Source organism: Pseudohaliea sp., assembly GCF_054552115.1.
The window spans coordinates 215,607-234,687 of sequence record NZ_JBTOLW010000002.1; the positions used below are offsets into that span (position 1 = coordinate 215,607).

The window sequence follows — 19,081 nt, forward strand, 5'->3', positions numbered from 1 at the left end:
CGCAGAAAGGCATGCAGGTTGGCAATCGGGCATAAAAGCCCACTGGTGACCCCGGATGGTCTGTGGATAAACAATCTGTCAAGTGAGCAGATCCTTACGCGCCTCATCGCGCGCCGTATAGCGACTAGCTCTCCGCTTGCGGGCGCTCGAAGCGGAAACAGTGGTGCACGGCCGGTCGCCGCGCAAAATCCGGGTCGATGGTCGCGGCGGTGATGTCCTCGCAGCCCGGCAGGCTGGCGAGCGCAGGGTCGAGGCGGAAGCGGCGCCGGTTGTTGGAAAAGTACAACACCCCGCCCGGGCGCAGGCAAGCCAGCGCGGCCTCGACCAGGGCCCGGTGGTCCCGCTGCAGGTCGAAGCTCGATGCCATGGCAGCGCTGTTGGAAAATGATGGCGGATCAAGCAGCACCAGGTCCCAGGCAGGCTCGGCCTTGCCCAGCCAGGCCCGCACGTCGGCCCGCACCACCCGGTGCCGCCCCTCGGCCAGCCCGTTTTCGGCGAGGTTCCGCCGCAACCAGCCGAGGTAGCTATTGGAAAGATCCACGCTGGTCGTGCTCCGGGCCCCGCCGAGAGCGGCATGCACCGTGGCGCTGCCCGTGTAGCAGAACAGGTTCAGGAAATCCCGCCCTTTCGCCTCCCTGCCAAGGCGCAGGCGCAGCGGCCGGTGGTCCAGGAAGAGCCCCGTGTCGAGATAGTCGTGAAGGTTCACGAGCAGGCTCGCCGGGCCCTCGCGGACCGGGAAAAACTCCCCGCGATCTCCCTGGCGACGGTACTGCTCGCTGCCGCGCTGGCGCTGCCGGGTCTTGTAGACGATGTGCCCGGGCGGCACGCCGAGGGCTTCCGGCAGGGCCGCGCGCACGTCCTCGAGGCGCCGCGCCGCGGCTGCCGGGTCCACGCCCTTCGGCGCGGCGTACTCGGCCACCTGCACCCGGTCCCCGTAGCAGTCGACGGCCACGGCGTATTCCGGCATGTCCGCATCGTAGACGCGGTAGGCGACGATACCCTCACGCCGGCGCCAGCTGCGCAGGCGCTTCTCGTTCTTACGCACCCGGTTGGCGAACATCGCGGCGCCCTCCCCGAGGGGCGCCAGCTCCGCGGCGGGCCCTTCCGGGGCGTTTCCCGCGGGGGCCGCCGCCCGCGCCGGGGCCTCGGCGTTCCAGCGGTTATCAGCGCCGAGATCGAACAGCAGCAGCGTCACCGGGAGCGCGCCGTTGAAGAGCGCATACTGCCGGTGGCTGCGCAGGCCGGTCGCCCGGCCGAGTTCACTGTCGCCGGTAAGCACAGCCGCCTGCCAGCCGGCGAATTCCTCGTGCAGCACCTTGCCCAGGCGCCCGTAGAGATGGGGCAGGCTGTCCCGGTCCCCCAGCCGCTCGCCGTAGGGGGGATTGCAGACCACGAGCCCCTCCGGCAGCGGCCGGTGCGTGGGCCGCTTCACCTCGGCGAGAGCCTTGCAGCTCACGCGGACCACCTTGCCGAGGCCGAGGCGGCCAATCGCCTCCTGGGCGACGCGGATCACCCGCGGATCGGCGTCGTAGCCGCGAATCTCCGGCACGGGTCCGTCGGCCGCGCGCTCGGCGCGCAGGCGGGCATCCCCAAGCACCGCGCGCCACTGCGCCTCGTCGTGCCCCCGCCAGCCGCCGAAGCCCCAGTGCCTGCGCTCGAGCCCCGGCGCCCGGTCCAGGGCCATGAGAGCGCCCTCGATGAGCAGGGTGCCCGCGCCGCACATGGGGTCGATGAGCGCCCCGTCGCGTGCCGCCAGCGCCGGCCAGCCCGCGCGCAGGAGCACCGCCGCGGCGAGATTCTCCTTCAATGGCGCGGCGCCGCTGCGCTGGCGGTAGCCGCGCTGGTGCAGGCTGCCGCCGGTGAGGTCGAGCGCCACGGCGGCGTGGTCGCGGCGCAGTTGCACGCTGATGCGCAGGTCCGGGCGCTCCAGGTCCACGGCGGGGCGCGGAAGGCCAGCCTCGCGGCAGCAATCGACGATCGCATCCTTGCTGCGCTGGGCGCCGAAGCGGCTGTGACGTATCGCACTGTTCCGGCCGTGGAAATCAATTGCGATGCTCGCACCGCGGGCGATGAGCTGTGGCCAGTCGATGCCGCGCAGGCTGGCGTAGAGGGCATCGCCGTCCGCCGCGGGAAACTCGCCCAGGGGCAGCAGGACCCGGTTGGCCAGACGGCTCCAGAGGCAGGCCCGGTAGAAAACCGCGCGCGGGCCACGAAAGCTGACCGCACTGCCCTGCTCCCGGGCATCCTCGGCGCCCAGGGCGGTCAGCTCCTCGACGAGCAACGGCGCGACACCGCGCGGGCAGACCGCCAGCCATTGTTCCTGTTCCATGGATGCGCTCAGTCGCTGCCGCGTTTACCGGTGCCCCGGCGCGTGGTCGCAGGGCGCTTCTTTTGCCTCGGGGCCGGCTGTTTCCGCTTCGACTTCCGCTTCGACGCCCAGGCTGCCTTTTCCCGCGCCATGACATCGGCCACGAGGTGCGTCGAGCTGTCCATGTAGTCAATGAAGCGGGCGAACTCGTCGTCGCTGAGTTCGCGCAGGAAATCGTGCTGGCGGTAGAGGTTGATGAAGCGCCGCTCGCGCTCGAACTGCTTCGGCAGCGCCATCACGCCCCAGTCTTCCAGGGCCCGCTCGAGCTGGGGGTTATAGGTCCGCAGGAAGCGGATCAGGAACGGCACCGGGTCGTGCCGGGCGAGCAGTGAGGCGGCCCTAAGCACGTGCTCGATGGGCAGGATCTTCTCGCCCCGCTCCACGTCGGCGAGCAGTTCCGGATCCGCAAGGCCCAGGTCCTCGGACAGCTCGCGCAGCGAGAGGCCGGCGGTCTGCCGCAGGTCGCGCAACAGGTGCCCGGCCTCGGCCATGGCCTCGTGCCGCTCCGGCGACAGGGACAGGGCGAGGGCGTTGCGCAGCCACGTCTCGCCGAACATGGCCCCGAGCGTGCCGGTGGCGACGGCGAGATCCATGGTCCCCCCGGCTACCTGCCCGGTGAGGCGCTTGAGCGCGTCGAGGAGCGATTCCTGGGACGATTTGTCATCCGCTTTGGCCATGACGACAGCATAACCCCTCTGGGCGCTCGCCTGAACGTCTTGCGGGGCCACCGGCGAGTTCAGGGCACGCCCCCGGACTCGAGGGCAAAAATCCGCTGCAGGATCTCGCGCCACTCATCGTACTGCGCAGTGAGGGACCCGCTCAGCCGGTAAACGCGGTCGTCGACATCGATGACCGTCTCCGTCACCTCGTTGTCGAAACCCTCGGCCAGCTCTTCGAGGTCCTGCTCGTGGATCTTCACGCGCCGGAAGCGGCCGTAGGTCTGCTGCATCGCCGCGTACGTGCCGCGCCGCGCATTGATCTCGCGCTCTCCCGCACGGGCGAGGTAGTCGGTCTCATAGAGCGCGAGCTCGTGCGCGTACTGACGCCACAGGTGGTATGTGGGCGCGAAGCGGTCGACCAGGTCGCCATACTGCTCGTCCGCCGCGTCGATGAACAGGTATTCCTGGTTGCGCAGGCGCTGCACGCGCCCCAGCATCGGGTCGCCGGCCGCCGGCATCCGGCGCAGTTCACGGCGCCCGTCCTCACCGGTGACGAGGTAGTCGGCAAAGACCCCCGGGGCCAGCACCCGGGCATAGCGCAGCAGCGCGACGGTGGGCAGTACGGATACGGCGCGGGCGCGCTGCGCGGCGGCCAGGTCGTTGGCCACCTGGCGGTAGAGGTCGCCGAAGGGGTCCGCCCCCCGCTCGACGGGATAGTCCGCCGCCGCGGCGCGGTCGTGGTACTCGCGGTCAAGCCAGACGTCACCACGGGCATCAACGGCACGCACGGCGAGCACCAGGTCCGCGCCGTCGGAGTGAACGATCTCTCCGCTGATCGCCAGGGCCGCCGTTTCACTGGGCCGGGGCGCCACGCGGACGACACCCCAGTGACCACTCTCCACCAGCGCCGCGCGAAGCCTGAGGGGCATGTAGAACGCTTCGGCCTTGCGCACGGCGGCAAAGACCGGCTCGTCCCCGGGGCGGGCTGCGGCTTCCGCGAGCCCCGTGTCGAACACCTCGATGATGACGTCCAGTGCCGTCGCCGGCGGCGCAGCGGCGCGGGCCAGGGTCACGGCACCGACCGCCGGCGGCCAGGCGGCGCTGCCGTCGACCTGCTCCGGCGTCGGCGGCTTCGGGGCGCCGGCGCAGGCAGCCACCAGCAGAGCGGCAACGCCGAGAGCGGCAAACCGGTAAAACAGGCGCATCAGGGGCTCTCCTCCGTGGTACAGACGCGGCCCCGGCTCAGCGTCTCCTCGCAACGGTAGCCGCGGCTGCCCGGCTCGTAGCGGTCATAGATGCGGCGCACCGTAAAGGGCGCGCTGACCTGGTCGGAAAAGACCGTGGTGACGATGCCCAGCTGCTGCCCGGAGCCCGAGAGCGCCACCCGGTGACGGATGGACAGGCCCTCGGGGAGGCTGATGACGAAGACCAGCTGCTGGCCGTCCCAACGGCAGCTCTCCCGGCCGACACCGAGGTCGTCCACGCGGCCCGGGTCGCGCAGGAAGTCGCAGGTCAGCGCGAAGTTGCCCTCGCGATCGATGCGGATCCGCGTCCGGCCCTGGTCCACCTCCAGCAGCTGCGACGAGGTGATGAGCTCCGCCATGCGCGCGAGACCCACGACCGACGGCGCACTGTCGGTGCCGCTCCCGCCGAGCACCAGGCCGCCGCGCTCGCTGCGCAGGTTGGACGCGCGGGCACTGCGCCGCTGCAGGTCCCGCACGAGGGTCGTGAGGCGCGACTGGATATTGTCGCTCTGACCGTAGTTCAGCTCCCAGTGGCCGCTGAAGTCCACCGGGTCCGGCTCCCGCGGCGGTCCCGTCAGGGTCGGGTCCGAGGCACAGGCCAGCAGGCACAGCAGCGGGACGAGGCTGGCGAGAGCTTGGCGGATCACTGCGTGGGCTGCTCCGTTCCTGGGTGGGCGGGCCGCGCCTGATGGCGTTGCCCCGGCGGCAGGTATGACGCGACTGCCACCTTGCCAGTATACTGCGCCACCTCGCCAGCTAGACACCCGAAAGGGGAAGGGGTTCCCATGGCCAAGCGCGTCTACCTGTTCAACGAAGGCAACCGCGAGGATCGCGACCTCCTCGGCGGCAAGGGCGCGAACCTCTGCGAAATGACCAACCTCGGCCTGCCCGTACCCTTCGGCTTCATCATCACCACGCCCACCTGCCGCGAGTTCTTCGAGAACGGCAACAAGCTGCCGAACCTGCTCGAGCAGGAGTACCGGGTGGCCCTCGATCTGGTCGAGAAGAAGATGGATGCCCGCTTCGGCGACCCGGAGAACCCCCTCCTCTTCTCGGTCCGCTCCGGCGCCCCGATCTCCATGCCGGGAATGATGAACACGATCCTCAACCTCGGCCTGAACGACGCCATCGCCGAAGGCCTGGCGCGGAAGACCGACAACCCGCGCTTTGCCTACGACTCCTACCGGCGCTTCATCCAGATGTTCGCGGAGGTGGTCATGAACCACGACGCGCACGCCTTCGAGAAGGAGATCGAGCACTACAAGAAGGAGCGCGGCTACGAGACCGACGTGGACATGACCGCGGCGGACTGGCAGGCCATCGTCGAGCGCTTCAAGGCCATGGCCGATTTCCCGCAGGATCCCTTCGTGCAGCTGCGCATGGCCGTCGAGGCGGTGTTCCTGTCCTGGCACACGCCGCGGGCCAACGTGTACCGGGAGATGAACAACATCCCCGACTCCCTCGGCACCGCGGTCACCGTGCAGTCCATGGTCTACGGCAACTTCGGCGATGACTCCGGCTCCGGAGTCGCCTTCACGCGCAATCCCTCCACCGGGGAGAACCGGTTCTTCGGCGAATTCCTGTTCAACGCCGCCGGCGAGGACGTTGTCGCCGGCACGCGCACGCCGCAGCCGATTTCCGCCCTCAAGGACAGGCTGCCGGCGGTCTACGACCAGCTGAACGAGACCCAGGCCCTCCTCGAGCGCCACTACCGGGATATGCAGGACATCGAGTTCACGGTGCAGGAAGGCCGCTTCTACATGCTGCAGACCCGCAGCGGCAAGCGTACCGGCCGCGCCTCCGTGAAGATCGCCGTGGACATGGTTGGCGAGGGGCTGATCAACGAGAAGGAGGCGCTGTTGCGCGTCTCGCCGGAGCACGTGGAGGCCTTCCTCCATCCTATGGTCGACCCGGAGGCGAAGACCGACATCATCGCCACCGGCCTGCCGGCGAGCCCCGGCGGCGCCACCGGGGCCATCGTGTTCTCCGCCGACGAGGCGGTCGAGGTGGCCCGGGACGGCACCGCGGTGATCCTGGTGCGCCGGGAAACGACGCCGGAGGATATCCACGGCATGAAGGTCGCCGCGGGCATCCTCACCGAGCTCGGCGGCATGACCTCGCACGCGGCGGTGGTCGCCCGCGGCATGGGCGTGTGCGCCATTACCGGCGCAAGCAGCCTGTCGGTGAACGCCGACGCCGGCACCGCGACGACGAAGGACGGCGTGACCCTGAAGCGCGGCGACATCATCACCCTCGACGGTACCGCCGGCGAGGTCATGCTCGGCGACATCCCGAAGACCGAGGCGAGCTCCAGCGACGACTTCCAGACCCTGCTCTCCTGGGCCGACAAGCACCGCCGCCTCAAGGTGCGCGCCAACGCCGAGACGCCCGAGGACGCGATCCGGGCGCGGGAGCTCGGCGCCGAGGGCATCGGCCTGTGCCGCACGGAGCACATGTTCTTCGAGGCCGAGCGCATCGACCTCATGCGCGCCATGATCCTCGCCCCGGACAGGAAGGCCCGGAAGGGCTACCTGAAGAAGCTGCAGGCCTTCCAGCAGGCGGACATGGTCGCGCTGTTCAAGGCCATGGACGGGCTGCCGGTCACCGTGCGGCTTCTCGACCCGCCGCTGCACGAGTTCCTGCCCCACGGCGAGGAGGAGACGCGGGCGCTGGCGAAGCGCCTCGACCTGCACTCCGGGCAGGTGCAGACCGCCGTCGCCGAGCTGTCCGAGGTGAACCCGATGCTCGGCTTCCGCGGCTGCCGCCTGTCCGTGGTCTACCCGGAGATCACCCGCATGCAGGTGCGCGCGATCATTGGCGCGGCGCTTTCGGCCATCGAGGAAGGCTACCAGCCCTACCCGGAAATCATGATTCCGCTCACGGTAAACGTGCGCGAGATCCGCCTCGTCGGCGACATCATCGACGCCAGCATCCGCAAGGTGCTCGGCGAGAAATCCGTGTCTCTGCGCTACAAGGTGGGCACGATGATGGAAACGCCCCGGGCCTGCCTCGGGGCGGACCGCCTCGCCACCGCGGTGGAATTCATGAGCTTCGGCACCAACGACCTCACGCAGATGACCTACGGCTTTTCGCGCGATGATGCCGGCCGCTTCATCCCGCAGTACCTCGACAAGAAGCTCATCGAGCACGACCCCTTCATCAGCCTCGACCAGCGCGCCGTCGGCCGGCTCATGCGCCTCGCCGTCGAGGAATCGCGAGCCGTCGCGAAGGGCATCAAGTACGGTATCTGCGGCGAGCACGGCGGCGACCCGCGCTCGATCCAGTTCTGCCACGAGCTCGGCCTCGACTACGTCTCCTGCAGCCCGTACCGCGTGCCGGTGGCGCGCGTGGCCGCCGCACAGGCCCATGTCCTCGCCGAAGGCTGACCCCTGACCCGCTTCACGGAGACCCCCGATGACCGCCAGCTTCCACCCGCCGCAGCGCACGCTCCTCGGCCCCGGCCCCTCTGACGTACCGGCCCGCGTCCTGGGCGCCCTGGGCCGGCCGACGATCGGCCATCTCGACCCGCTCTTTGTGGATCTCATGGACGACATCAAGCGGCTGCTGCAGTACGCCTTCCGCACGGAGAACGCGCTGACGCTGCCGGTGTCCGCACCGGGCTCGGCGGGCATGGAGGCCTGCTTCGTGAACCTGCTGTCCCCGGGGGACACCGTGATCGTCTGCCAGAACGGCGTCTTCGGCGGGCGCATGCGCGAGAACGTCGAGCGCTGCGGCGCCACCGCCGTGATGGTGGAAGATGCCTGGGGCGACCCGGTCAGCGTGGACAAGGTCCGCGAGGCCTTCGCCGCCCACCCCGAGGCGTCGGTGCTCGCCTTCGTCCACGCGGAAACCTCGACGGGCGCCCGCTCCGACGCCGCCGCGCTCTGTGCGCTGGCGCGGGAGCACGGCGCCCTGTCCATTGTCGACGCAGTCACCGCGTTGGCGGGTATTCCACTGGAAGTGGACGCCTGGGGGGCGGACGCCGTCTACTCCGGCACGCAGAAATGCCTGTCCTGTGTCCCCGGCATCGCACCGGTGACCTTCAGCGAGCGCGCCGTCGAGCGCATCCAGGCCCGCGAGGAGCGCGCCCGGAGCTGGTTCCTCGACATGCAGCTGGTCATGGGCTATTGGGGCGGCGGCAGCAAGCGCGCCTACCACCACACGGCCCCGGTGAACGCCCTCTACGCCCTGCACGAGTCACTGGTGATGCTCGAGGAAGAGGGCCTCGACGCCGCCCATGCGCGGCACCGGCGCAACCACGAGGCCCTGGTCGCGGGCCTCGAGGCCCTGGGCCTGTCCCTCGTGGTGGCCCCCGAGTGGCGCCTGCCGCAGCTGAACGCCGTGCACATCCCCGAGGGCATCGACGATGCCGCGGTGCGCGGTGCCCTGCTGGCCGACTTTGACATCGAGATCGGCGCGGGCCTAGGCGCCCTCGCCGGCAAGGCCTGGCGCATCGGCCTCATGGGCCACTCCAGCCGGGAACGCAACGTTTACGCGCTGCTCACGGCGCTGGCGGCGGTGCTCGGCCAGCAGGGCCACCGCTGCGATGCCGGCGCCGCGGTCGCAGCCGCCCGGGCCAGCTACGGCACCTGAGACGCGGACCCCCGCCGGGGCGCTAGTCGATATCGAAGCGGTAATAGATATCCACGGAGTTCTCGAGCGCGGAAACCATTTCCAGCCATAGGCGGGCGCGCAGGTAAAGGCGCGCGGTCAGCGTGTTCACCGGCTCGTAGAGGCCCATGCCGTAGGACAGGTACAGGCGGTCACCGACATAGCCGCTGATGGTGGCGGCCGTCCCCGCGCTGCCGCTCTCCGTTCCCAGGGACACGTTGCTGAGCCCCGGCAGCCGGTTCAGGGAACGGACCAGCGACGTCTGGTTGAGGGCCGAGGTGCCGACGGACAGAGCGAGCGCGGTGCCGTCCATGCTCGCCCCGGCATCGGGCGGGCGGCCGCGAACCAGCCAGGAGAGCTGTGCCTCGCGGGGCAGCTGCGGCTTAGAGTACAGGTCCAGGCGCGGTTCGCGCAGGCTGCCGCCGACGGTGAAACCCACCCGCAGCGCCTCGGCCGGGAACTGGCGCTCCGCCCGCAGGTCGAGCTGGGGGTTTTCCGGGTCTCCCGTGAAGGCCATGCTGCCCTCGCGCAGTTCCAGCTGCTGCCCGTAGGCACGCAGCTCGCCCCCGACCACGGCGACGCGGCCGAAAAGCTGCGCCGGCCCCGCGGGCGCCTGGCGCAGCCGCAGGTCACCGCCGACGGTGGCATCGACCAGGTCGCCCACGACCCGGAAGCGTTCCTCCACCAGGATCCTGAGGTCGATGCGCGTGCGCAGCAGCGGCTGCCGCCCCTCATCCCCGACGATCTGTGCATCGGGCGACAGCGCGACGCCGCCGGTGCCGACCTGGTCCGGCGCCAGGCGCCCCCCGTGCACGCGCAGCTCACCTTCCAGCGCCGCAGTACCGTCCTGGTAGGCCAGGGCAAGCGTGGGCGAGACCGTCGCGTCCAGGAGCCCGGGCCAGTGCACGGCATTGCGCTGCCCTTCCAGGTCGAGGGCCAGCTGCGGAGCGGCCGGATCGAAGGTGCCCGTGATGCGCACGGGACCGGCGCCATACTCGCCCTTGCCGTCAATCGCGAGGTCACCGCCTTCACCCGGGCGTAGCGTTAGCGACAGCGCCTCCAGCTCGGCGTCGCTGCCGCGGAGGCGCAGGCGCCCGCCCTCGAGCGCGAGCTGCCCCCCGGTCACGAAGGCCGGCCCCGGCGCGGCGAGGGCCAGCTCCCCGCTGACCGTGCCGTCCAGTAGCGAGACCCCTGACAGCAGCGGCTGCAGGTAGGCGAGCGAAGCACCCGCCACCGCCACGTCGCCGCGCCAGCCCGCGCTGCCACGCCTCGCCGAGAGGTTCACCGCCCCGAGCGCGCCCCCGGTGAGTTCGCCCTCCAGCGACAACACGTCACGGAGCGACGCGGCGAGCGCCAGGCGCCCCGGGTCCGCGAGCGGCTCCGCCAGCCCGGCCGGCGTCACGCGAATGCCATCGACGACGAGATCGGCCTCGACCTGCGATGAGCGGCCGCCTCCCCAGCGCGCCTCGAGACCGCCGGCCAGGTCGCCGCGGGCGGCATCCAGCGCCGCGACGGCCCCACCCGGCAATACCAGCTCTCCCTCGAGCTGCGCCGCGATCTCGCCTTCGCTCCCCGCCTCGCCCTCGGCCAGGCAGAGCGAGACGGCGTCGAGCGCCCAGCAGTGCTCTGGAAACACGGCGCGCCAGGGAGCGGGTTGCAGCGCCAGCGACAGCGCCTCGTCGCGGGAGAGCTGCCCGAGCGGGGTCGCCAGTGCCAGGGGCTCGAGCACGAGGTCCCAGCGGCCGCCGTCCCCGGCCGTCGCTGCCAGGGCCAGGTCACCGGCAATGGCGCCGGCCAGGGAAAGCGCCAGCGCGCCGCCGGCCGCGCCGGCCTCGCCCCGGAACCGGACACCCTCGAGCGCCTGCCCGGCGATCAGCACGCCGCCAGCACTGCCGCGGGCAGTTACCGACCAGGCGTCGCCGGGCGTGACCGTTGCATCCAGCTCGAGCCCCGAGGCACTAACGGCGCCCCCGTCGAGCCCTGCGACGCTTCCCCGGGCCTTTACCGCGCTGCCGTCGGCAGCGACTTCACCCGTCGCGGTCAGGCCATCGAGCGTCACGTCGGCGATCGTGAAGGGCCCGCGGCTGGTCAACGCGAAGGCCATCGGCTCACCGCCACCGCCGCGGGCTTCCCACGGAAGCCCGGCAAGTGTCCCGGATAGCGCGAGCCGGGGCAGCGCCATGCCGGGCTCCCAGGCCGCGTCGCCGGCGAGACCGAGCGCCTGGCCCTGCCAGCCGCTGGTGAGCTGCAGTTTCGAGAGCGCGACCCGTGGCCCGTCGTCGAATGCCAGCAGCAGCTGCCCGCTGCCGCTCGCCGGCGCGAGGGGCCAGTCCGCCGCCGTCGGCGCCAGGTTGCTCACGGTCACGGAAAGCCGGGCCCGGCGCGCTCGAAGCGCTGCATCGCCCCGGGCCTGGACGCTGCCCGTCGGACTGTCCAGCGCCAGCGACGCCACCGCGAGCGCCGGCCAGCGCAGCGTACCCTCGCCACGTGCTTGCACCCGGCCGCCGAGCGCCCTCACGTCGACGGCCGCGTCCACCGAGAGCGCCAGTGCCGTCGGCGGCCCCTCGGCATGGACCGCGACCGGCCCGGCCAGGGAGACGGCCTCCGGCAGCCCCGCGACCAGGGCGGCGGCTGGTTCAAAGGTTCCGTCGAGGGCCAGCGGCCAGTCCCGGTCCAGGGCCAGTCGCGCCTGTGCGCGGGCACGGCCGACGCCATCGAGCGCGAGCGCCAGTGCGCGGACGCTGATCCGGCGCTCTGCGGCCCGCAGCCGCTCAGCCTCCACGTCCGCAAAGGCGAGGGCCGTCTCGTCGATCTGCAGCGCCAGCGTCCCGATGGCCAGGCGCCCGGCGCGCACCGGGAACGGCAGCGGTGCCGGGCGTGCGCCATCCCGCCCGCCCTCCTCCATGCGGAGATCGAGATCGAGTGCGGCGGCCTCGAGCAGCTCGAAGCACAGTTCACCGCGAGGCAGGCAGCCGGGTCGCAGCACTGAGTGGAACTGGCGCAGGCGCAACTCGAACCCCGCCAGCGCGAGCGAAACACGCTCTACCCGCAGCGCCCCGAAAAGCCGACCATCGACGCCCGCGACCGTGATCCCGGGCAAACGGTTGACCACAGTCGCCAGCAGCCGTGTTCCCGGTGCCGTCGCGGGAGCCAGCAGCAACCCGAGCAGTGCCAGCAGCACCGTTCCCGCCAGCCAGCGGCGCCAGCGCCTCACAGCTCCGCCCCGATATTGATGTGCACGCGCCAGTCCGGGTTCGCCTCGCTCACGCTGTTGGCCACCTCGAGCTTGAGCGCGCCCACGGGCGTCAGGAAATGTACACCGAAACCTGCGCCGACCTTGAAATCCACGTCGTCATCAACGAAGGCATCACCGGCATCGGCAAACACGGCGACGCGCCAGCGCTCGCTGAGATAGCGCTGGTACTCGATGCTCCCGGTGACAAGGCGCTCGCCGCCAACGGTGACGCTCGCAGCCGATCCCGCCGCCGGCCTGTACAGCACCTCATAGCCGATGGACTGATACTCGTAGCCTCGCACGCTCTGATCGCCGCCCGCGAAGAAGCCCAGGGAGGGGGCGAGGGTTTCCGGGCGCTGCGAGCTGCCGAAGAGCGCGCCGAGCTCCAGGCGGCCCACGAAGCGATGCCCCCCGCCGGAACTGCCGATCCAGCGCCAGTTGCCGTAGAGCCGGACGAGATCGCTGGCGGAACCTGCGCTGTCGGCCGCAGCCTCCAGGCTGTAGAACTGGCTGAAGCCGCCGGCAGGATCGATCACACTGCCGCGGCGGCTGCGCCGGGAGAGCGTCAGGCCCGGCAGCACGTAGTCGGCATCGAACTCCTCCTCGAGCACGGACCAGTCCTCCCGCAGCGCGCGCAGGCCGACGCTCGAGACCCAGTGCTCGCCCGAGTGCTCGTAGCGAACGCCGGCTACGCCCTGGCGACTGTCCAGGTCGCCATAGCGGTTGTCCTCCAGGCTGGCGCGAAGCTGCACGCTGTCGCGCAGCAGGTGCCCCAGCGGAATGCGGTAGACGCTGCTGCCGCCGGGGTTGACCGGCGACCAGCGCAGCCGCGTTTCCTGGCTGTGCCCCGCGCGATTGAGTCGGGGACTGCGCCAGAGGGCCGAGACCCGCCCCCGGGTATCGGTGCGAAAGCCCACGCCGAATTCCAGCGAATGCATCGGAGCCGGTACCAGTTCCACCCGCACGGGAACTGCCTGCTCTGCCGCGCGCCCCGGCCGGGGCATCACGGAAACACCCCCGAAGAGTCCCGTCGCGCGCAGCCGTGCACCGAGTTGCTGCAGCTTTTCCTCGTCGTAGGGGGCGCCCGGCGCGAAGGGCAGCAGCGCCTCGAAGCGCTCCCGGTCCAGCTGGGCCTCATCGTGACTGATCGTTCCGAAGGCATAGCGGAGGCCACTTGCAAACACCAGGGCAACGTCGGCAACGCCTGCCGCCGGGTCCACGCGCAGGCTGTGCTCCGTGAAGCGCCCGTCGAGGTAGCCGCGGGCGCGGGCCTGGGTCTGCAGCTCCCGCTTGAAGGCGGTGTAGCGGCCATGGTCGAGGGGCGCGCCAGGCACCAGGGCAGTCGCCTCGACGAGCCCGGTGAGCGCCGGGTCCTGGCCAGCCTCGCCGGCAAGCTCGATGCGCACCTCACCGAGCCGCACCCGCTCGCCCGGATCGATCCGTACTTCCAGGCGCGCCACGGCCGAGGGCGCCGCGCCGGGACCGAGGTCCCGGCCGTCTGCATCCAGGTAGCGAAGCTCGATAACCGGCCGGTAGTAGCCGAGTGCCTGCAGCGCCTCCGCGACGCGACCACGCGCCGCTTCCAGGGCGCGCGCCACGGCGGCGCCCTCTTTCGGCGGCGTGCCCAGGTAGGCGCGGACATTATCGCGCACCGCGCCGTCCACACCGGAGACGCGGTAGTCCAGTGCGAACGCGGGCGCACCCAACAGGGCCAGGGCGCAAAGCCCCGCGGCGAGGAGGCGGCGGCGGCAGCCGCCCGCCTCAGGCGTGAACCGCAGCACCCCAGGTGTTGAAGCCGGCGATACGCGGCGTCCCCGGGAGATACATCGCCTCCTGCTCGACCGCGCGGAAACCGCCGGCGGCCAGGAGCGCCGGGATGTCCCGGTCGAGGTGGCAGCCACCGGCGATGCGACGCCAGAGCGGGTTCAGGCGACGCTGCCAGCGCTGCACGCCGGGGTCCGGGGCCAGGCCGTGCTCGCAGAAGATCAGTTCTCCCCCGGGACGGAGCACGCGCGCCATACCCGCCAGGGCGTCGAGGGGAGCCGGGATCGTGCACAGGCTGAAGGTCATGACGATACTGTCCACGCTGTTCTCGGGCAGGGGAATTTCCTCTCCCGGCAGGCCGATGAATTCCACCGGGAACGGCAGGTCACTGCCCCGCTCGGCGGCCAGCGCCCAGGAGGCTTCCGACGGATCGAGCCCGACCAGGCGCTCCACCGCAGCGCCGTTGTAGAACGGGAGATTGAGACCGGTGCCGATGCCGATCTCAAGCACCACACCGCGAGCGCGGGGAACGACCTTCTGTCGCTGCCTGCGCACCGGCTTCGTACCGCAGGCACAGTTGATGACGTGCGGCAGGATGTGGCGTTCGTAGAAGTTCATCGGTCTGTCCCCGCGCGGTGGCAGCCCCTATTATACGCGGGGTGTCGCGGCCGCAGGCGGCCGCGCCCGTGCCAGGGAGCAGGCCATGTTCGAAGCGCTGGAGACAGGGAAACACCTCACCGAGGAACAGTTCAAGGCGCAGCGTGCGGAGCTGCGCCCGGCGCTCCTGAAGGCGCAGTTCGACCTCGCCGACCGGGACTACCCCGTCATTATCGTCATGGGAGGTTTCGATGGCGCCGGCAAGGGCGCGGTCGTGCACCGCTTCAATGAGTGGTTGGACCCGCGCCTGATCGAGACCCACGCCCTATGGATGCACTCCGATGAGGAGGAAACCCGCCCGTACTTCTGGCGCTTCTGGCGCCGCCTGCCACCCCGGGGCCGTACCGGCATCATGCTCGGCAACTGGTACCAGCGCGCCGCCTACCGCGCCATGGCGGGCAGTCTCGACGAGGGCGGTTTCGAGCTGGCCATGCACCGGGCCCTGTCCTTTGAGCGCATGCTCGTCGATGACGGCGCTCTCGTTGTCAAGCTGTGGCTGCATGTCAGCCGGGATATGCAGCGGCGGCAGCTCTCCTACGAGGCACCGCGGCAGCACCAGAACCCCCGGGTGCCGGCGGACCCGGAGGCCTGGTGGGTCAGCCGGGAAGCCGCAAGCGGCGAGACACCGCCGGGCGCGACCGTGCTGCCTGCGGACCCGGAGGAATGGTGGGCCCGCTACCCGCGAGCAATGGAAGTGGCCGAGCGCCTGATCCGCCTCACCGACAGCGGCGAGGCACCCTGGCACCTCATCGAAGCCGATGACAGCTACTACCGGGACGCGACGGCCGCCGGCCTGCTGCTCAAGGCCCTTCGCAACCACGAGCCCGCCAATGGCGGCCCGGCCCGCGGCGAGCGGGACCCGGCCCCGGGTCATCCGCAGCCGACGATTCTCGACGCCGTTGATCTCTCCCGCCGCGTGCCTCGGGACGAGTACAAGCCGCGCCTGGCGAAGTTGCAGGCGCAGACCCAGGAACTATTCTGGCAGGCGCACCGGGAGCACCGCTCTCTGGTCGCCGTTTTCGAGGGCTGGGACGCCGCCGGCAAGGGCTCGGCGATCCGTCGGCTCACCGCCGCCGTTGACCCGCGCCTGTACAAACTCGTACAGTTCGCGGCGCCCACGGATGAAGAGCGCGCCCATCACTATCTCTGGCGCTTCTGGCGCCTGCTGCAACGCGACGGTCGCGCCACCCTTTTCGATCGCTCCTGGTACGGCCGCGTGCTCGTGGAACGCGTCGAGGAGCTGACGCCACCGGCAAGCTGGCGCCGCGCCTACAGCGAGATCAACGATTTCGAGGCGCAGCTCGTTGAGCACGGCTGTATCGTGGCAAAGTTCTGGCTGCACATCAGCAAGGACGAGCAGTTGAAGCGCTTCCGGGACCGGGAAGCCAAGCCGCACAAGCAGCACAAGATCAGCGACGAGGACTGGCGCAACCGGGAGAAATGGGCGGATTACGCGCTGGCCGTGGGAGACATGGTGGCGAACACGAGTACCAGAGCTGCGCCCTGGCACCTGGTCGCCGGCAACGACAAGAAAGCGGCGCGGCTCGAGATCCTCGAGCGGCTCTGCGAGCACTTCGAAAGCCAGCTGGGCACCTGACTTCGGCAACCGGCGCGGCGGGAAAGGAGCCCATGCGACTGCACATCATCACCACCGGCGGCACCATCGACAAGGTCTACTTCGACGCCAGGAGCGACTACCAGGTCGGCGACCCGGTCATCGGCGACCTGCTGCGGCAGCTCGGTGTCGCCCTGGAGTTCACGGTCGAGTCCGCCATGCGCAAGGACAGCCTCGACTTGACCGATGCCGACCGGGCCCTGATCCGGGCGCGCGCGGCGGCCTGCCGGGAGCGGCACGTCCTGATCACCCACGGCACCGACGGCATGGTCGCCACCGGCCAGGCGCTCAAGGGCCTGGCCGACAAGACCATCGTCCTCACCGGCGCCCTGCAGCCCGCGGCCTTCCAGCGCACGGATGCGGACTTCAACATCGGCTGCGCCGTGGGCGCCCTGCAGTGTGTTCCCCCGGGCGTCTACATCGCCATGAACGGGCGCGTGTTCGACATCGACAACGTGGTCAAGAACCGCGAGGCGAACCGCTTCGAGGGGTTGGATGAGGCCCCGGCAGCGCTGTGACCTGATAGCGGCCTAACCCGCGTGTCAGCGCCCCGCTTCTTCGTACCTCAGCCTCGTCGCCATTGCTGCTTGTCGCATAACAGGAAGCTCCAGCACCGAGCCATCGGCTCTGCCGTAATGGATGCGCAGCACCGTATCGGGACAGGCGGCGGGGTCTGCCGCCGGGCAGGCAGCGGGGTTGAGCTGGAAGTTGCCGGAGTCTGCCCCGGTAATCGCGATGCGGATACGATGGCCCTGACGAAAGCGCCAGGCGGTGGGAAACAGATCAAAGCGCGCGGAGACCACACGGCCATCGCGCAGCGCCTGCGGATTGTAGTCGGCGCGGCGGAAACCGTGCCACGGCAGCTCCGGCTTCACGTCGACAAGGCCCAGTGCCTGCGCGTCGTTATCGGTGATCGCCTCAGCGAAACCGAGGCGCAGCCGCCCCTCGCTGACATAATGGACCCTGCCATCGGGTGCGACGTCCGACAGATAGACGAATACATCAGCATCGGGCCGGTTGGAGGATACCCTCAGGTTCACGATCGGGTGGCCGATTACCGTCAGCTCATTGGCCAGAGCCCCGGTCTCGTACACCAGCGCAGACTGATCCAGAGTGTTACGCAGCATGAGGTCGTCCGGCGCCGTCATCAACAACCAGCGATTGGAGCCGTTGGCACCGTAGTTGGATGCACTGAGCCAGTCGACCTCAAGGCTATCCATACCGCCCTCCGCGACCGTGGCGCGCGAAAGAGTGCCGCCCGACGACAGGTGGAACGGTGTCGATGCGGCGTCAGCGGGCGGCCACGCCCGGAACTGGCGCCAACCGCTGTTCATCACATACAGCTTCACCGGCGGCTCGGAGGTCCAGCCGCTATCGAGCCCTTTCAGATTGGCATCGAAGAAGCGTAACTCCTCGAAGTTCAGCTGATCCGCATAGGATCCGGCGTAATCAAACAGCTCACGATAGGCCGGTGTGATCTCTAGCGGAATATGGAATCGCGGCGCAACGAAGAGACGGTTCGGCCGATACCCGGCAAGCGTCGCATAGGTGGTAAACCCTCCCTTGGCGAACCCATCGAACCAGCCGACGATATTCAGTACGGCGATATCGGAATCACGTATCGCGCGCGCCAGCATGACGCCAGGGCTGATTTCAGCGTAGGAGTAGTTGCGCTCCTGGAACGACAGAATGCTGTCGATAAAGCGGTACTGTTCTTCCGCCATGCGCACAGGCTGAAGGTTGTCAGCATGTGCTGCGGTGGCGCGTGCATAGTAATGCTCGCTCCGGTCCTGATTATCCGGATACCGGCGCGGCTCAACGACCGCGGGATCGAGTGGAATCTCATCGATCAGCGCGCCGTCACCGTCCTCGTCAACCGCAGGCGCGGTGGCATAGCCACGCGAGCTATCATTGTCGGTAAAGCCTTGCAGATAGTCGCTGTAGCGCTGCAGCCAGCGGATCGCGGTCACTCCGCCAGGCCGGGAGCTGCCGGTGTAGCTCTCGAAAAATATCTGCGAGGGCGCGATACAGCGCAGACCCTCCGGCTGCTCGGCAGCAACGGCAAACTGCGACCAGCCGACATAAGACTGCCCGTGCATACAGACCTGACCGTCAGACCAGGGCTGATCGGTAATCCAGTCGATAAGCGCCGCGCCGTCAGGTCCATGGCGCGGATCGAGCTGCGTCACCGATCCACCGGAGGCGCCGGAGCCACGCATGTCGGCCGAGACGTAGGCATAGCCGCGGGCCAGCAGCGCCTTGACGCCAGGCTTCGCCGATGCATCCATAATAAGGTGGGTAACTCCGCGCTGGAACCAGAGCCCGAGCCGATCAAGCCAGCTGAGGTCCGTGAGCGCAACTGACCGACCATAGGGCGTGTAGGAGAAAATGACAGGAAAGCGCTTATCCGCCGCAGCGCCGTCGAGCGGCTCCTCCGGCACGAACGCATCCACCGCAAGGTGGACTCCGTCGGGACGCCGCACGCGAGAAGTGATCTTCCGCACCGCGGCGTACTCGGCGGGCCTGATCTCTGCCGCACCCGGCAGATCGCCGAGAGCAAATGACGGCCCGGACGGACGCCGGGCGAGGACAAAAGCCACCAGCGCGGCAACGGCGATAACTGCAACAATGACGAGAAGAATCCTGCGCATGCGTCAGCCCTCTTGCAGTGGCAACCGAATCGTGGGTGCCGGACTCCCGTCTCACCCTGTTTGCGCGCCGCCATTCTGCGTGGCACCACAGTCAGCTGGCAAGTGCGCAACACAGCTTTGGGCCCGTCGCCATGCGGGGTGCGCAATGCAGCATTGGGAAGCGGGGGATCAGCCGCGAAGCCGCGCGACGCGAGGCGCCCTCGAGCGTTAGCCCGCTACCCGCAGACCCGGAGGCATGGCGGGCCCGCTACCCCCACGCCCTGGAAGTCTCCGAGCG

12 protein-coding genes are annotated in these 19,081 nt (G+C 69.7%); 4 read left to right on the forward strand and 8 right to left on the reverse strand.

The features are described 5' to 3' along the window. Nucleotides 1-124: 124 nt before the first annotated feature. The 4 genes from rlmKL to ACX93N_RS02270 are packed head-to-tail and all read right to left on the reverse strand — an operon-like array spanning nt 125 to nt 4,918. Nucleotides 125-2,329, reverse strand: a complete 2,205-nt coding sequence (gene rlmKL, locus ACX93N_RS02255; protein WP_459426755.1) for a bifunctional 23S rRNA (guanine(2069)-N(7))-methyltransferase RlmK/23S rRNA (guanine(2445)-N(2))-methyltransferase RlmL — start codon at nt 2,327-2,329, stop codon at nt 125-127. Nucleotides 2,330-2,337: 8 nt separating this feature from the next. Further along, nucleotides 2,338-3,045, reverse strand: coding sequence for a helix-turn-helix domain-containing protein (locus ACX93N_RS02260; RefSeq protein ID WP_459426756.1), 708 nt, complete (start codon nt 3,043-3,045; stop codon nt 2,338-2,340). Nucleotides 3,046-3,104: 59 nt separating this feature from the next. Continuing rightward, entirely contained in the window at nt 3,105-4,232 is a 1,128-nt protein-coding gene (locus ACX93N_RS02265; RefSeq protein WP_459426757.1) for a hypothetical protein, read from the reverse strand. After that, nucleotides 4,232-4,918 (reverse strand): hypothetical protein, encoded by a 687-nt coding sequence (locus ACX93N_RS02270; protein WP_459426758.1) that lies wholly within the window; start codon nt 4,916-4,918, stop codon nt 4,232-4,234. Before ACX93N_RS02270 ends, ACX93N_RS02265 begins: the two co-directional genes overlap by 1 nt. A gap of 138 nt (nt 4,919-5,056) precedes the next feature. Between ACX93N_RS02270 and ppdK the strand changes: the two genes are divergently transcribed. Both ppdK and ACX93N_RS02280 read left to right on the forward strand, forming a co-directional pair. Further along, nucleotides 5,057-7,657 (forward strand): pyruvate, phosphate dikinase, encoded by a 2,601-nt coding sequence (ppdK, locus tag ACX93N_RS02275; RefSeq protein WP_459426759.1) that lies wholly within the window; start codon nt 5,057-5,059, stop codon nt 7,655-7,657. Nucleotides 7,658-7,685: 28 nt separating this feature from the next. Then, nucleotides 7,686-8,864: a pyridoxal-phosphate-dependent aminotransferase family protein gene (locus ACX93N_RS02280; RefSeq protein ID WP_459426760.1), complete on the forward strand. Its 1,179-nt coding sequence runs from the start codon at nt 7,686-7,688 to the stop codon at nt 8,862-8,864. Nucleotides 8,865-8,886: 22 nt separating this feature from the next. Here ACX93N_RS02280 and ACX93N_RS02285 read toward each other — a convergent pair whose 3' ends face one another. The 3 genes from ACX93N_RS02285 to ACX93N_RS02295 are packed head-to-tail and all read right to left on the reverse strand — an operon-like array spanning nt 8,887 to nt 14,499. Continuing rightward, nucleotides 8,887-12,096: a translocation/assembly module TamB domain-containing protein gene (locus ACX93N_RS02285; protein WP_459426761.1), complete on the reverse strand. Its 3,210-nt coding sequence runs from the start codon at nt 12,094-12,096 to the stop codon at nt 8,887-8,889. After that, nucleotides 12,093-13,898: an autotransporter assembly complex protein TamA gene (locus ACX93N_RS02290; protein ID WP_459426762.1), complete on the reverse strand. Its 1,806-nt coding sequence runs from the start codon at nt 13,896-13,898 to the stop codon at nt 12,093-12,095. The genes ACX93N_RS02285 and ACX93N_RS02290 overlap by 4 nt, the downstream gene beginning before the upstream one ends. Continuing rightward, on the reverse strand, nt 13,879-14,499 hold the full coding sequence (locus ACX93N_RS02295) for a class I SAM-dependent methyltransferase (protein ID WP_459426763.1): 621 nt from the start codon (nt 14,497-14,499) through the stop codon (nt 13,879-13,881). Before ACX93N_RS02295 ends, ACX93N_RS02290 begins: the two co-directional genes overlap by 20 nt. 85 nt (nt 14,500-14,584) lie before the next feature. On the opposite strand from ACX93N_RS02295, the gene pap reads away from it, so the two are divergent. Further along, nucleotides 14,585-16,135, forward strand: a complete 1,551-nt coding sequence (gene pap / locus ACX93N_RS02300; RefSeq protein ID WP_459426764.1) for a polyphosphate:AMP phosphotransferase — start codon at nt 14,585-14,587, stop codon at nt 16,133-16,135. A gap of 32 nt (nt 16,136-16,167) precedes the next feature. Further along, nucleotides 16,168-16,671, forward strand: a complete 504-nt coding sequence (locus tag ACX93N_RS02305; protein WP_459426765.1) for an asparaginase domain-containing protein — start codon at nt 16,168-16,170, stop codon at nt 16,669-16,671. A gap of 24 nt (nt 16,672-16,695) precedes the next feature. Here ACX93N_RS02305 and ACX93N_RS02310 read toward each other — a convergent pair whose 3' ends face one another. After that, entirely contained in the window at nt 16,696-18,804 is a 2,109-nt protein-coding gene (locus tag ACX93N_RS02310; RefSeq protein WP_459426766.1) for a CocE/NonD family hydrolase, read from the reverse strand. Nucleotides 18,805-19,081: the final 277 nt, after the last annotated feature.

Bases quoted from the DNA above. Each gene is read 5' to 3' on its own strand.
- ACX93N_RS02260 (WP_459426756.1), bottom strand. From the start codon at position 3,045: ATGGCCAAAGCGGATGACAAATCGTCCCAGGAATCGCTCCTCGACGCG.
- pap (WP_459426764.1), top strand. From the start codon at position 14,585: ATGTTCGAAGCGCTGGAGACAGGGAAACACCTCACCGAGGAACAGTTC.
- ACX93N_RS02305 (WP_459426765.1), top strand. From the start codon at position 16,168: ATGCGACTGCACATCATCACCACCGGCGGCACCATCGACAAGGTCTAC.
- ACX93N_RS02265 (WP_459426757.1), bottom strand. From the start codon at position 4,232: ATGCGCCTGTTTTACCGGTTTGCCGCTCTCGGCGTTGCCGCTCTGCTG.
- ACX93N_RS02310 (WP_459426766.1), bottom strand. From the start codon at position 18,804: ATGCGCAGGATTCTTCTCGTCATTGTTGCAGTTATCGCCGTTGCCGCG.
- ACX93N_RS02280 (WP_459426760.1), top strand. From the start codon at position 7,686: ATGACCGCCAGCTTCCACCCGCCGCAGCGCACGCTCCTCGGCCCCGGC.
- ACX93N_RS02295 (WP_459426763.1), bottom strand. From the start codon at position 14,499: ATGAACTTCTACGAACGCCACATCCTGCCGCACGTCATCAACTGTGCC.
- ppdK (WP_459426759.1), top strand. From the start codon at position 5,057: ATGGCCAAGCGCGTCTACCTGTTCAACGAAGGCAACCGCGAGGATCGC.
- rlmKL (WP_459426755.1), bottom strand. From the start codon at position 2,329: ATGGAACAGGAACAATGGCTGGCGGTCTGCCCGCGCGGTGTCGCGCCG.